The sequence below is a fragment of the Streptomyces sp. NBC_00203 genome, assembly GCF_045206325.1.
In the GTDB taxonomy this organism is placed as follows: Bacteria; Actinomycetota; Actinomycetes; order Streptomycetales; family Streptomycetaceae; genus Streptomyces; species Streptomyces lutosisoli.
Window position 1 is genome coordinate 1,915,536 of record NZ_CP108126.1, and the last position, 12,416, is coordinate 1,927,951.

At 71.1% G+C, this 12,416-nt stretch carries 15 protein-coding genes and 6 tRNA genes; 9 read left to right on the forward strand and 12 right to left on the reverse strand.

The annotated features are described in order from the left end of the window. Nucleotides 1-445 precede the first annotated feature (445 nt). Together OG975_RS08875 and OG975_RS08880 are read right to left on the reverse strand one after the other, a co-directional pair. Nucleotides 446-520: transfer RNA gene (locus tag OG975_RS08875), tRNA-Val, on the reverse strand. An 82-nt stretch (nucleotides 521-602) separates the two neighbouring features. After that, a complete protein-coding gene (locus OG975_RS08880) occupies nucleotides 603-1,037 on the reverse strand; it encodes a TIGR02611 family protein (protein ID WP_406328582.1) in 435 nt (144 codons plus the stop codon). A gap of 191 nt (nucleotides 1,038-1,228) precedes the next feature. On the opposite strand from OG975_RS08880, the gene OG975_RS08885 reads away from it, so the two are divergent. Beyond that, nucleotides 1,229-1,642, forward strand: a complete 414-nt coding sequence (locus OG975_RS08885; protein WP_003959770.1) for an SsgA family sporulation/cell division regulator — start codon at nucleotides 1,229-1,231, stop codon at nucleotides 1,640-1,642. 320 nt (nucleotides 1,643-1,962) lie between these two features. Beyond that, entirely contained in the window at nucleotides 1,963-2,520 is a 558-nt protein-coding gene (locus OG975_RS08890) for a CGNR zinc finger domain-containing protein (protein WP_406328584.1), read from the forward strand. A gap of 161 nt (nucleotides 2,521-2,681) precedes the next feature. On the opposite strand, the gene OG975_RS08895 is transcribed toward OG975_RS08890, so the two are convergent. After that, nucleotides 2,682-2,834, reverse strand: coding sequence for a hypothetical protein (locus OG975_RS08895; protein WP_167459210.1), 153 nt, complete (start codon nucleotides 2,832-2,834; stop codon nucleotides 2,682-2,684). Nucleotides 2,835-2,988: 154 nt separating this feature from the next. Further along, nucleotides 2,989-3,435 (reverse strand): hypothetical protein, encoded by a 447-nt coding sequence (locus OG975_RS08900; RefSeq protein WP_406328586.1) that lies wholly within the window; start codon nucleotides 3,433-3,435, stop codon nucleotides 2,989-2,991. 171 nt (nucleotides 3,436-3,606) lie between these two features. Between OG975_RS08900 and OG975_RS08905 the strand changes: the two genes are divergently transcribed. Continuing rightward, on the forward strand, nucleotides 3,607-4,134 hold the full coding sequence (locus tag OG975_RS08905) for a DsbA family protein (RefSeq protein WP_406328588.1): 528 nt from the start codon (nucleotides 3,607-3,609) through the stop codon (nucleotides 4,132-4,134). Between the two features lie 28 nt (nucleotides 4,135-4,162). On the opposite strand, the gene OG975_RS08910 is transcribed toward OG975_RS08905, so the two are convergent. The 3 genes from OG975_RS08910 to OG975_RS08920 all read right to left on the reverse strand — a co-directional run bounded on the left by OG975_RS08910 (nucleotide 4,163) and on the right by OG975_RS08920 (nucleotide 6,912). Further along, a complete protein-coding gene (locus tag OG975_RS08910; protein WP_406328590.1) occupies nucleotides 4,163-4,987 on the reverse strand; it encodes a GNAT family N-acetyltransferase in 825 nt (274 codons plus the stop codon). A 63-nt stretch (nucleotides 4,988-5,050) separates the two neighbouring features. Further along, nucleotides 5,051-5,872 carry an aminotransferase class IV gene (locus tag OG975_RS08915; RefSeq protein WP_406328591.1) on the reverse strand — a complete coding sequence of 274 codons (822 nt, stop codon included), beginning with the start codon at nucleotides 5,870-5,872 and terminating at the stop codon, nucleotides 5,051-5,053. Further along, nucleotides 5,869-6,912, reverse strand: a complete 1,044-nt coding sequence (locus OG975_RS08920; RefSeq protein ID WP_406328593.1) for a chorismate-binding protein — start codon at nucleotides 6,910-6,912, stop codon at nucleotides 5,869-5,871. Before OG975_RS08920 ends, OG975_RS08915 begins: the two co-directional genes overlap by 4 nt. Nucleotides 6,913-7,069: 157 nt before the next feature. On the opposite strand from OG975_RS08920, the gene OG975_RS08925 reads away from it, so the two are divergent. The 5 genes from OG975_RS08925 (at nucleotide 7,070) to OG975_RS08945 (ending at nucleotide 7,542) form a co-directional block, all read left to right on the forward strand. Then, nucleotides 7,070-7,142 (forward strand) — tRNA-Gly (locus OG975_RS08925). 39 nt (nucleotides 7,143-7,181) lie between these two features. Then, nucleotides 7,182-7,255 (forward strand) — tRNA-Cys (locus OG975_RS08930). A 1-nt stretch (nucleotide 7,256) separates the two neighbouring features. After that, nucleotides 7,257-7,328: transfer RNA gene (locus tag OG975_RS08935), tRNA-Val, on the forward strand. A 27-nt stretch (nucleotides 7,329-7,355) separates the two neighbouring features. Then, nucleotides 7,356-7,427: transfer RNA gene (locus OG975_RS08940), tRNA-Val, on the forward strand. Nucleotides 7,428-7,467: 40 nt separating this feature from the next. After that, nucleotides 7,468-7,542, forward strand: a tRNA-Val gene (locus OG975_RS08945). 125 nt (nucleotides 7,543-7,667) lie between these two features. On the opposite strand, the gene OG975_RS08950 is transcribed toward OG975_RS08945, so the two are convergent. The 4 genes from OG975_RS08950 to OG975_RS08965 form a co-directional block, all read right to left on the reverse strand. Next, entirely contained in the window at nucleotides 7,668-7,967 is a 300-nt protein-coding gene (locus OG975_RS08950) for a zf-TFIIB domain-containing protein (protein ID WP_406328594.1), read from the reverse strand. Nucleotides 7,968-8,041: 74 nt separating this feature from the next. After that, entirely contained in the window at nucleotides 8,042-8,977 is a 936-nt protein-coding gene (locus tag OG975_RS08955) for a phosphotransferase family protein (protein ID WP_406328595.1), read from the reverse strand. Between the two features lie 366 nt (nucleotides 8,978-9,343). Further along, nucleotides 9,344-9,553, reverse strand: coding sequence for a hypothetical protein (locus tag OG975_RS08960; protein ID WP_406328596.1), 210 nt, complete (start codon nucleotides 9,551-9,553; stop codon nucleotides 9,344-9,346). 199 nt (nucleotides 9,554-9,752) lie between these two features. Further along, the gene (locus OG975_RS08965; RefSeq protein ID WP_060902353.1) at nucleotides 9,753-10,028 is read right to left on the reverse strand and encodes a hypothetical protein; all 276 of its coding nucleotides are present in this window, start codon (nucleotides 10,026-10,028) and stop codon (nucleotides 9,753-9,755) included. Between the two features lie 196 nt (nucleotides 10,029-10,224). Here OG975_RS08965 and OG975_RS08970 point away from each other — a divergent pair, with 196 nt between their 5' ends. Further along, the gene (locus OG975_RS08970; RefSeq protein ID WP_406328599.1) at nucleotides 10,225-11,541 is read left to right on the forward strand and encodes a serine/threonine-protein kinase; all 1,317 of its coding nucleotides are present in this window, start codon (nucleotides 10,225-10,227) and stop codon (nucleotides 11,539-11,541) included. A gap of 28 nt (nucleotides 11,542-11,569) precedes the next feature. Here the strand turns inward: OG975_RS08970 and OG975_RS08975 are convergent, their stop codons facing one another. After that, nucleotides 11,570-12,388: an RNA methyltransferase gene (locus OG975_RS08975; protein WP_330303234.1), complete on the reverse strand. Its 819-nt coding sequence runs from the start codon at nucleotides 12,386-12,388 to the stop codon at nucleotides 11,570-11,572. Nucleotides 12,389-12,416 lie beyond the last annotated feature (28 nt).

The window sequence follows — 12,416 nt, forward strand, 5'->3', positions numbered from 1 at the left end:
GGGAGATTGCGTGCCGGGAGGCTGTTGGCCGGTGTCGGGACTTTTCGGATCGGTGCAGGTCAGCGGGGCATAGGCTTCGATGCCGTGGGGCAGCCCAGGGGTTCGAAGGAGGTGCGACGGTACCGACGACGGCGCGCCCGGGCGACGGTCCACCGACGTTGGCGCCCACGTCGGCAACAGGCCTTCGGCCCTGGCGTCTCAGCAAGCGTCGGTGGGCACCCGGGGGCCGCTGGACCCGTGGCCGGCAGAGTCCCTGGACGTGCCCGGCGTACGTCCGCTCCAGCGCTCCCGCAAGGCCGACGCCACCCCCGCCCCGGAGCCTCCTCCGGGGCAACGCCGACACTCCGGCCCGGCCGCAACGCACGCGGAGTGCGTGGAGCCGTCGCGTGGGAATGACGAAGGCGGCCCGGTCCACGTGTTCCGTGGACCAGGCCGCCTGTCGTGCTGGTGGGCGATACTGGGATCGAACCAGTGACCTCTTCGGTGTGAACGAAGCGCTCTCCCGCTGAGCTAATCGCCCGGGCGCAGGGAGAACATTACCCCATGTCAGGGGGTGGCTCCGACCAGCCGAGGGGCCTCAGGACGGCACCCGGAGGGGGTCGTCACTCCTTGATGTTCCAGGGCATCTCGAGGCCGAACTTCCAGACGTAGACGCCGACAAGGGCGGCGATGATCACGAGGCCGACCGTCGTGAGGATGATGTTGCGGCGCCGCACCTTGGGGTCGAGCGCCCGCTGCGTCGCCTCCGTGACCTTGCGCTTCGTCCAGCGGAGCACGAGCTGCGCCCAGACGAACTCGGTCGCCCAGATCGCCATGCCGCCGAAGATCACCAGCCAGCCGGGCCCCGGCAGCGGAAGCATGATCACGCCCGCGACGACCACCGCGAGCCCCACGATGAAAACGCCCACCTGCCAGCTCAGGTGCAGCGCGCGACGCGCCTTGATGAATTCCGGCGCCCGCGAACCGAGCGCCCGCTCACCCTTCACCCCGTCGTCAGCCATGGCGACCTCGCCCGGCTCGTCACTCCCCGTATTCATACGGCCAAACCCTACCCGAGAGAAACCAGTCACCGGAATGGCCCTATCCGGCGAACGGACTCTCGGCCGGATGAGTTACGTAAAGGCACGCAAAACACTCAGAGGGGTTTACAACGGCACCGTAGGTGGCATGTCGATTTCGCCGACGTGCGAATCCCCGAGCGCACACTGAGCGAAAGGCCCTGGCGCTTATGAACACCACGGTCAGCTGCGAGCTGCACCTGCGCCTCGTTGTGTCGAGCGAGTCCTCACTGCCTGTTCCCGCAGGACTGCGGTATGACACGGCCGATCCCTACGCCGTGCACGCCACCTTCCACACCGGAGCCGAGGAAACCGTCGAGTGGGTGTTCGCCCGCGACCTCCTCGCCGAGGGCCTGCACCGGCCCACCGGTACCGGCGACGTCCGAGTCTGGCCGTCCCGAAGCCATGGCCAGGGCGTCGTATGCATCGCCCTGAGCTCTCCGGAGGGTGAGGCACTACTCGAAGCCCCGGCGCGGGCCCTTGAGTCGTTCCTGAAGCGAACGGACGCCGCCGTGCCCCCAGGCACGGAACACCGGCACTTCGATCTCGACACGGAGCTCTCACACATCCTGGCCGAGAGCTAGCGAGTCACCACAGAGCCGCCCGGCGCCGTCCACTCGGGGAGACGGCTCGGGCCTAGACAACCGCATAGGGCACAACCACGTAGGGCACAACCGTATTAGGCACAACCGCATTGGGCACGAAAACCGGCGCCGTCGCCGCGGACTTCCGCGGGGGCGGCGCCGGTGCACGTGCCCCACGCCGGCTCCCCCACACCCGCCCCTCCGACTCCCCGTCGGCCTCCGCTCCGCTCCCCCTCGCCCACTCCGCACGCCGGGAAGCCACTACGATCGGCCAGCATCGGGCGGGCGCCCGCCCGACCCCCCAGGCCAGGGAGCGAAACGTGCTGATCACCCACGACACCCGGTGCGCCCTCGACGCCGTGGTGGATCTGGTGAACACCGCGCCGGAGGACCAGCCGACGGACGGGCTCGCGGATGTCGCGTCCCTCGCCGACTTCGTACGAAAGCACGAGATCAGCGATGTCGGCGTGCTGTCGGAGCCCGATCTCGCGGCCGTGCGCAAGGTGCGCGGCCGGTTCGCCGAGATCTTCAGCGCCGACGAGCCGCGGATCGCCGCCGCGCTCATCAACGACCTGGTCGCCGCGGCGGGCACCACCCCGCGGCTCACCGACCACGACGGCTACGACTGGCATGTGCACTACTTCGCCCCGGGCGCGTCCGTCGCCGACCATCTCGCGGCCGACTGCGGGATGGCGCTGGCCTTCTTCGTGGTCGCCGGGGAGCAGGAGCGGCTGCGCCGCTGCGAGGCCCCGGACTGCCGGCGCGCCTTCGTCGACCTCTCCCGCAATCGCTCCCGCCGCTACTGCGACAGCCGCACCTGCGGGAACCGCCTCCACGTGGCCGCGTACCGGGCACGGCGGAAGGAAGCGGCGGGCTGAGCGGCGTACCGGCGGCTCCGGACGCGGCACACGACGCTGCACAAGGACACGGGACTGGCGGACGCATCGGCTCGACGCTCCGCGCTCCGCGCTCGAACGCGGGGAGGTGGCGGACTGTGACGGAGCCCTCGGCGGGTGGCGCCAGGGGCTCCGTGTACGGCTCAGAGCAGCAGCAGGTCGTGCAGCGAAGCCATGAGCAGCAGACAGCCGATCACCGCAAGGAAGATCATCAGCGGTGGCTGGGAGAGCGCGAAGAGACAACCACGCCGCTCCTCGGACGGGGCGGCGGTGTCGCTCTGTGTTGTGTCCAGCATCTCGCGGCGATGATGGCGCAGCCGACCCCACTCGCGCGATCAACACGCCCGGAAAATGCGGGAGTTCGCCGGATCATGTGAGGAGCGCGCCAGAACATGAACACTTACGCGCACTCCATGAAGCCCCCGTGCAGCGTTGTGTCGTTTCAGCTGGTCATATGCCGTGCTTCTTCAGGATGGCCTCGATGTCGCTGAAGTCCTCCCCTGAGCCCGTGGCCCGGGGCTTTGCCGCGGGGCGGGCGGCCGGGCGGGAACCCTGGCTCAGCGAGGGCGCCGAGGCCGCGGGGGCGACAGCCTCGCGCTGGGCGGCCTCCGCCGCCTTGCGTTCCTTCCGCGTCCCGACGCCGCGGCGCCGCTCCACGGCCCGCGTGCTCAGGAACAGCAGCCAGGCGCCGCCGAGCACGACGAAGCCGGCCCACGCGGTCGGGCTGAACGCGGTGTCGGCCAGCCAGCCGACGACCCCGGTCATCACCAGACCGATCGGCACCAGCGAGTACGCGGCGATACGTGCGGCTGCCAGGAAGCGCTTGCGGTAGGCCGTGACCGCGGCGATGCCCAGGCCGGCCACGGAGACGGCGGAACAGACGGTCTCGGCAATCATCCGGTCCTCCAGGGCAGGGCTCGGTCGAGCAGGGGCGGTTCGTCCCTTCCATCCTGCACCTCCCCACGCCCGGTATGCCATGCTCCGGGCGGACCTCAGGGACATCTCCGGGTCGGCGTCCTCCCCAGGTCCCGGTTGGGCCGCCCCCACTGGGGCTGGGAGACTGGCTCCATGAACGACTCCTCCTCCGCCCGTCCTGCGGCCGCCGTCCTGGATGTCTGGTGCGAACTCCAGTGCCCCGACTGCCGCGGCGCTCTCGCCGACCTGAGCGCGCTGCGCGCCCGCTACGGCGACCGCCTGGAGCTGCGGCTGCGGCACTTCCCCCTGGAGAAGCACAAGCACGCCTTCGCCGCGGCGCAGGCCGCCGAGGAGGCCGCGGAGCAGGGCCAGGCGTGGCCGTACGTCGAGGCGGTGCTCGGCCGCGTCGAGGAGCTGGACCGTAAGGGGGAACCCTTCCTGGTCGAGGTCGCCCGTGAACTCGGCCTGGACGCCGAGGAGTTCGACACGGCCCTGATCGACGGCCGGCACATCCTGATCGTCGACGCCGACCAGGCCGAGGGCAAGGCCATCGGAGTGACCGGCACCCCGACGTATGTCATCGGCGGCGAACGCCTCGACGGCGGCAAGAGCCAGGAGGGCCTGCGCGAGCGCATCGAGGAGATCGCGGACCGGCTGCTGGCCACCGAGCAGGAGTCATGACGCCGTCACTCGGCGGAAGCCGTCGCTCCTAGAGCAGGTTCTTGTAGAGGTGGTACATCGTCGTCTCGTAGCCGAGTGACTCGTAGAGCCGCTCGGCGGGAGTGTTGCCGGCGAAGACGTTGAGGCCGATGCGGTTCATCCCGGCGGCCACGGCGTGGGCTTCAGCGAGCAGCATCAGCGTGCGGCCGTGCCCCCGGCCGCGGTGTGCGGCGTGGACCTCGACGTTGTAGACGAAGGCGCTTCCGCGGCGCTCCCCCAGCCACAGGTCTCCGACCGGGGTCCCTTCGTGTTCCAGGACACTGAACAGCATGTTCTCCGTGGCGAGACCCTGCGGCAGCAACTGGTCGTGGTCCTGGTTCGACTTGGCGTACGCCTCGGCCTCCGACACCCCGCGCTGGATCCAGTCCTGCGCGAAGTCCTCCCTGGCGTGCCGGTCCCAGGCGTCGTACTCGTCCTGCGTCATGGGACGGCCGACGCTCCCGGCGGGCAGTTCGGGCGGGGTGTCGCCGAGGGCCTTGTCCATGTGGCGATTGCGGGTCACGTACCCGAGCGCCGTGGTGAGCCGGAGCCCGGCCTCGGCGGCGCCGGGGACCGACGTCTCGATCCGCTTGCATCCCCAGCCGCGCGCCACCTCCTCGGCGGCGAGCGCGGCCACCGTGCCCCGGCCGCGTCCCCGGTCGGGCTCCTCGATGCGGAGTTCGCGGATCTGGGCGACGGAGGGCCCGAAGTGGACGTCCGTCGCGAGGTGTATCGCACCCACGGGACGGCTGTTCACGCACACCTGATAGCGGCGTGACAGGGTCCCGTCGGCGGCGTGCTGAAGCGGCTCGGTCGGCCGCAGGGTCGTGGTCATCAGTGGTGTTCTACCCGTCGTGCGGCCCGTGGTCATCCGGATATCCGCACCGCGAGCCACGTTCTACGGATCGAGGTCGTCCCCGGCCCGCTCGTCGAAGATCCGCATCGCCTTGGCGGTCACCGGGCCGGGCGCGCCCGGGAGTTCACGGGCGTCGACCCGGTGCACGGCCTGCACATCGCGCAGCGTGGACGTCAGGAAGACCTCCTCGGCGCTCTCCAGGACGTCCAGCGGCAGGTCGGTCTCCTTGGCGCCGGTCCACTCGACGGTGAGGGCGCGCGTGATGCCGGCGAGGCAGCCGGAGGCGACCGGCGGGGTGTGGATCTCGCCGTCGAGGACGACGAAGACGTTGGACCCCGTGCCCTCGCAGAGCTGACCAACCGTGTTGGCGAACAGCGCCTCGGTCGCGCCGTGTTCGCGCGCGCGGGCCAGGGCGACGACGTTCTCGGCGTACGAGGTGGTCTTGAGGCCTGTCAGGGCGCCACGCTCGTTGCGCGTCCAGGGGACGGTGACCGCGGCGGTGGAGTCGGGGCGCCGTGCGGACTCGCCGAGGGCGACGACCAGGGTCGGGCCGTGCTCGCCGCGGTCGGAGCCGAGCGGGCCGTGGCCGCCGGTGTAGGTGATGCGGAGCCGGCCGAGCGGCATCGGGTTGGCGTCCATGACCGCGGCGCATGCGCGGCGCACCTCGTCGAGGTCGGGCTCGGGCAGGCCGAGGCCGCGGGCCGAGCGGGCCAGCCGGTCGAGGTGGCGGGTCAGCGCGAACGGCCGCCCGTCGACCGCCTTCACGGTCTCGAAGATGCCGTCACCGACGGTCAGTCCGTGATCGAAGACGGAAACGCGGGCGGTCTCGATGTCCTGCAGCCCGCCGTCGAGCCAGATCTTCACCGAAGGGTCCCTTCACTCGCCTCGTACTCTCCCGACGCTACCGCGAGCAGCCGGGACGCCTTCAGCTCGGTCTCCCGCCACTCCCCCTCGGGGTCCGAACCCCAGGTGATGCCCGCGCCCGTACCGAAGCGCAGCACCCCCTCCTCCCGGTCGATCCAGAAGGTGCGGATGCCGACGGCGAGCTCTCCGGTGCCGCGGTCGGCGTCGACCCAGCCGATGCCTCCGCAGTACGGGCCGCGGGGCGCGGTCTCCAGGGCGTCGATGATCCGCAGGGCGCTGGACTTGGGGGCTCCGGTGACGGAGCCGGGCGGGAAGGCGGCGGCGAGGAGCTCGGGCCAGCCCGCGTCCTCGCGCAGTTCTCCATGGACGGTGGAGACGAGGTGGACGAGCCCCGGGTGCTTCTCGACGACGCACAGCTCGGGGACGGTCACGCTGCCGATGGCGCAGACGCGCCCGATGTCGTTGCGGACCAGGTCCACGATCATCACGTTCTCGGCGTAGTCCTTTTCCAGGAGATCCGCCTCGGTGCGTCCGGTGCCCTTGATCGGGCCCGACTCGACGACGCGCCCGGAGCGGCGCAGGAAGAGTTCGGGGGACGCGGTGGCGATCTCGACCCCGTGACCGGGCAGGCGAATCGTTCCGGCATACGGCGCCGGGTTGCCGCGCGCGAGCAGCGCGGTCAGCTCGTCGACATCGGCGTCGGGAGCGATGAACGCCCACAGGACGCGGCAGAGGTTGGCCTGGTAGACCTCGCCGGCCGCTATGTGCTCGCGGATACGGCGTACGCCCGCGGTGTACGCGGCGCGGTCGAGGGACGACTTCCAGTCACGGGCCGTGGGTCCCCGCCACCGCCCGGGCACCGGCGCGGGCACCGGCTCCTCTCGTACGTCCCTGAAGCGGGCGCAGGTCAGGCGCCCCTCGAAGTCGGCCGAGACGGCCCAGAAACCATTCGAGTCCAGGGCCGCGGGGTCGCTGGTGACGTCGAGGAGGCCGGTCGCGACGAGGCCACCGAAGCGGGCGAGAGGAGGGAGGTCGAGCACGCAGTCGAGTCTAGGGCGGGTGACCTGCGGGTGCCCCGGCCGTGTCCTTGGAGTGGACGTACCGCAGCACGCTGCACAAACGCGTTTTTGTGCTGGCCCCGGAATCCGCTAGAGTTCAACACGTCGCCGGGACGCGCAAGCCGAACGGAAACGACAAGCGGACGTAGCTCAGTTGGTAGAGCGCAACCTTGCCAAGGTTGAGGTCGCCAGTTCGAACCTGGTCGTCCGCTCGCAGGAAGTGGGGGATCTTCCCGAACCCCTACGCTCCTGGTGGAGTGGCCGAGAGGCGAGGCAACGGCCTGCAAAGCCGTCTACACGGGTTCAAATCCCGTCTCCACCTCCAAGGACGATTAGCTCAGCGGGAGAGCGCTTCCCTGACACGGAAGAGGTCACTGGTTCAATCCCAGTATCGTCCACTGGATCTTCTCGAAGGATCCGTACCCGCGCGATTAGCTCAGCGGGAGAGCGCTTCCCTGACACGGAAGAGGTCACTGGTTCAATCCCAGTATCGCGCACGCAGCACCAGCAGTAAGCGTGACTCCGGTCGCGTGACCTGCGCGATTAGCTCAGCGGGAGAGCGCTTCCCTGACACGGAAGAGGTCACTGGTTCAATCCCAGTATCGCGCACCAGCCGATGCCCTCGGCCGTCTCGTACGGTCGGGGGCATCGTCATGTCCGGCCGTATCCGTACGCACGACATCGGTACGTACGAGGAAGGGGCCCCTCCGCTTGGACGGAGGGGCCCCTTCCTCGGTTCAGGACGAGAAGAGCATGTGGCCGAAGCTCTTGTGGCGGTGGTGACCGCCGTGGCCGCCGTAGTGCCCGCCGCCATGGCCGCCGTGCTGCGGGGCACCCCAGGCGGGAGCGGGAGCCGACGGGTACGCCTGCGGGGCGGCCGGCGGCGGCGCGGGCTGGGACCACTGGCCCTCCAGCCGGGTCAGCGACTCCAGCTCGCCGTAGTCGAGAAATATCCCGCGGCAGCCGCTGCACTGCTCGATCTGTACACCATTGCGGTTGTACGTGTGCATCTGCGCATGGCACTTCGGACACTGCATGCTCGGCTCAACTCCTCGCCGGTCGGTACTGCTTCCGCCAGGACAGACTCCGCCCGGCTTCGGTCGGTTGCACCTTACGTCGCGAAACCGTGCGCCAACTCGGGCGGGGCGGTGCCCATTCGGTCACAGGCGTCGATCACGGCCTGCTGCACCTCGTCCAACGGCTGCCCGGCGGCAACGGATTTGGCGATCGCCAGGGCCGCGGTCTGCACGGTGAGGGCCCGGGCCGCGACGTCCAGGGCGGGCCAGGGGTCGCCGTCCGCGGGGACGGCCGGGCCGCCCGCGCGCTGGTAGGCGGTCAGGAAGCGCAGCCACTCCTCGGGCGGGAGCAGACCGCAGGCGTACCAGGCGGCCGGGCGGGCCAGGTCCCAGGCCGGGGTGCCGACGCCCAGGTCGTCGACGTCGATGAGGAGCCAGGGGCCGGAGGGTGCGGGGTGGCGGACGAGCTGGCCGAGGTGCAGGTCGCCGTGGCACAGGGTGCGCTCGGCCGGCGGCATGGGGGCCTCGGCGCGGGCCCAGGCCGGGAGGGCGGCCCAGGCGCGCAGGACCGGGGCGGTGGCGGGGTGCGGGCCGGCCGCGTGCATACGGGCAATCGCTCGGGCGGCCTTGGCGGGGCCTCGCATGGGCGGCAGGCCGTCCGGGGCGGGGGTTCGGTGGAGGCGGGCCAGCAGGGTGGCCGCGGCCTCCCAAGGGGCCGCGTCGGGGTTCTCCGGGTCCACGGGGCTGCCGTACGGCCACAACGTCACCAGGCGGCCGTGCAGGTCTGCGGGTGTGGGCCTGAGGGGGGCGAGGAGGGTGTCCGGGAGGTTGGCGGCGACGGTGAGGCGCAGGGAGAGTTCCGTGGGGTCCGTGCCGGGGGCGTGGGCCTTGGCCACGGTGTCGCCGTGCCGGACGACGGTGGCGTCCTGACGATCGGCGAGGACCGTGTCGAGGTGCGCGCAGGGCGTGGGCTCCGTATGGGCCGTGCGCCGCGCCTTGGCGGTCAGCGCCGGCAGCACGTCTGCGGTCACGGGTCCCCCTGGGGTGCGCGGTCGGTTCCGGGCGAGCGTACGTTCTTCGCCCCCGCCGCCCCTACCCGTCCCATCCCGGGGGGCTGCGCCCCCGGACCCCCTGGGTCGCTCGTCGGGTGCGGGACGGTGGGGGCTGGTCGCGCAGTTCCCCGCGCCCCTGAAGGCTCGGGGCTGCGCCCCGTCGCCACCGGCTCACAGACGACGAACCCGCCCGCTCGGCCCAGTCGGTTGGGTCAGTGCAAAAAAATGCCCGCGCAGCTCCCCAGCTGCGCGGGCATTTTGTGCCGTCCGCCGCACCCCCGTCCCCACGGGGTTTCATGGCCGGATGTCCCCGCCCGGACCGCTCTTCCGGGCCTGGGGCGCCGCTCAGCGCCCCAGCATCACGCCCACGGACGACGCTTGTGTGACCACTGCCTCCCAGCCGCCGAAGACGACTACGAGCAGGGCCGCCAGGGGAAGGACCATCGCTGTCGCCACCAATGGGTGGCGCTGACCCTGGCGGCGGGTGCCGAACGCTGCGCTGTACGCCCTGCGTCCCTGCGTGCGGAGTGCTGCCCGCGGTGCCGTGTGGGCCATGGTCCCTCTCCTGACCGAGCTTCTGTTGTGGTTGGCAGCGGCGGGTGTCTGACCTCGGGGGACGAGTGCTGCACCCGCCGCTTGACATCAAATCTAGGCGCGCGGCGCACGTGGGTCGTCATGCCCTCGTACCGATTGCCGGGCCTCCCGGAGGATGAGCGATGACCTGCGGTGTACTCCCCTGGGTGGAGATGAGGACCTAGGTCTCAGGGTCTTCCCGGAGGGGGCGCCCGGTGTGCCCCGACTGTTCCGAGCTGTCCTCCCTGGGGACCGGCTGCTCGACCAGCGCCAGCACCCGGGTCGCCATGAAGCGGGCGGTGCGCACCACTGATCCGCTTCGGGTGACTTCGCTCACTTCCACCACACCTCGCCGTACCGCCGTCTCCACCCGGCGGCCTGCCCTGCTCGCCACCACCTCGTACGTACGCGTTGTGTCCCCGGCGTCCACGACTATCTCCACACGGTCACCCTTCACGGGCCCAATCCCCCTTCTGCGACGGATGGTTGGGATCACAGGCAGCCCAAAGCCAGCCTGTTCACACGCTCCCTGACCACCTTTCAAGTTTCCCACCCGGCACTGACAATCGATCGGGGCGAGAGGGCGCGGCCTCTGCGCGCACTCGGCCGCGGAAACGTAAGCTGTGGCTCGTCAAACGGACCGGGCAGCGGGGATGGACATGGCGATGATGCGCCTGAGGCGCGAGGACCCGCGTGTCGTCGGCTCGTTCAGGCTTCACAGACGGCTCGGCGCGGGCGGGATGGGCGTTGTCTACCTGGGCTCCGACCGGCGTGGCCAGCGGGTCGCGCTGAAGGTGATCCGGCCGGATCTGGCGGAGGATCAGGAGTTCCGGTCGCGGTTCGCCCGTGAGGTCTCGGCGGCCCGGCGCATCAGGGGCGGCTGCACGGCGCGGCTCGTCGCCGCCGACCTGGAGGCGGACCGGCCGTGGTTCGCCACGCAGTACGTGCCCGGTCCCTCCCTGCACGACAAGGTCGCCGAGGAGGGACCACTGTCGGCCGCCGACGTGGCCGCCGTCGGTGCCGCCCTCTCCGAGGGGCTCGTCGCCGTGCACGAGGCCGGTGTCGTACACCGGGATCTCAAGCCGTCCAACATCCTGCTGTCCCCGAAGGGGCCGCGGATCATCGACTTCGGCATCGCCTGGGCGACGGGAGCGAGCACGCTCACACACGTCGGCACGGCGGTCGGGTCCCCCGGCTTCCTCGCGCCCGAGCAGGTGCGCGGCGCCACCGTCACGCCGGCCACGGACGTGTTCGCGCTCGGCGCCACGCTCGCGTACGCGGCGACCCAGGACTCGCCCTTCGGGCACGGCAGTTCCGAAGTGATGCTCTACAGGGTGGTGCACGAGGAGCCCCAACTGCACGGCGTTCCGGACGCCCTGGCTCCGCTCGTACGCGCGTGTCTGGCCAAGGACCCCGAGGAGCGGCCCAGCACGCTCCAACTGTCCCTGCGGCTCAAGGAGATCGCGGCCCGCGAGGCACAAGGCATGCCGGATGTACGGCCGCCTGCACCGCGTACCGATCCCGACCGGCCGACGGGACGCCTGGCCGAGCAGTACGCCGAGCAGCGCACCCAGCGGCGTCCGCAGGGCACACCCCCGCCGCGCACGGGCGGGACGAACGGCGGCTCGCGCACGGGTTCGCGCCCCGCGCCCGCCCGGAACACCGGCCGCTCCGGCAGCAGGCCCGCGCCCCGCAGCGGTACCGGGCGTCCCGCACCCCGGACCACCGGCACGGGCCGGCGGCCCGCCAACCCGCGGCTGCTGCGCCAGCGGCTCTTCGTGTTCGTCGTGGTGACGCTGCTCGTGGCACTGGGCATCGCGGCGGCGCAGGGGTGCCAGGGGCCGGCGCGCGGGCTGGACGACGGGGACGTACGGAAGGACGTACGCCAGGAGCAGTCGTCGTTCGCACCACTGCCCACCGGGGATCTGATGGCCGAGCAGTACCGGAGCGAGCTTCACCGCACCCCCTAGGGGTGCGGATGGCCGTCCGTCGGAGCGGTCAGTTCTCCGGGCGGCCCGTCGCCACCGCGTAGAAGGCGACCGCTGCCGCCGCGCCCACGTTGAGGGAGTCGACGCCGTGGGCCATGGGGATGCGGACCCATTCGTCCGCCGCCATCAGGGCCTGCGTGGAGAGGCCGTCGCCCTCCGCGCCGAGCATCAGCGCGACCCGGTCCATCCGGTGCGGGGCCGCGTCGTCCAGGGACCTCGCCTTCTCGTCCGGGGTGAGGGCGAGCAGGTTGAAACCGGCTTCACGGACCGACTCCAGGCCCTTGGGCCAGGTTTCGAGACGGGCGTAGGGGACCGAGAAGACCGCGCCCATCGAGACCTTCACCGAGCGGCGGTAGAGCGGGTCCGCGCAGTCCGGGGAGAGCAGTACCGCGTCCATGCCGAGGGCTGCGGCGGAGCGGAAGATCGCGCCGATGTTGGTGTGGTCGTTGACCGCCTCCATGACGACCACCCGGCGCGCGGACCGCAGCAGTTCCTCCGCCGTGGGCAGCGGCTTGCGCTGCATGGACGCGAGCGCGCCGCGGTGCACGTGGTAGCCGGTGACCTGCTCGGCGAGCTCCGGGCTGACCGCGTACACCGGGGCCGGGAGCTCGTCGATGACATCGCGCATGACGTCGACCCACTTGGCGGACAGGAGCATCGAGCGCATCTCGTACCCGGCGTCCTTGGCGCGTCTGATGACCTTCTCGCCCTCGGCGATGAACAGGCCCTCGACGGGTTCGCGCTTGCGGCGCAGCTCCACGTCGGTCAGGCCCGTGTAGTCGCGCAGACGCGGGTCGTCGGGGTTCTCAACGGTGATGAGATCGGCCACAGGGTGATACTGCCTTGTCCTGGGTGCG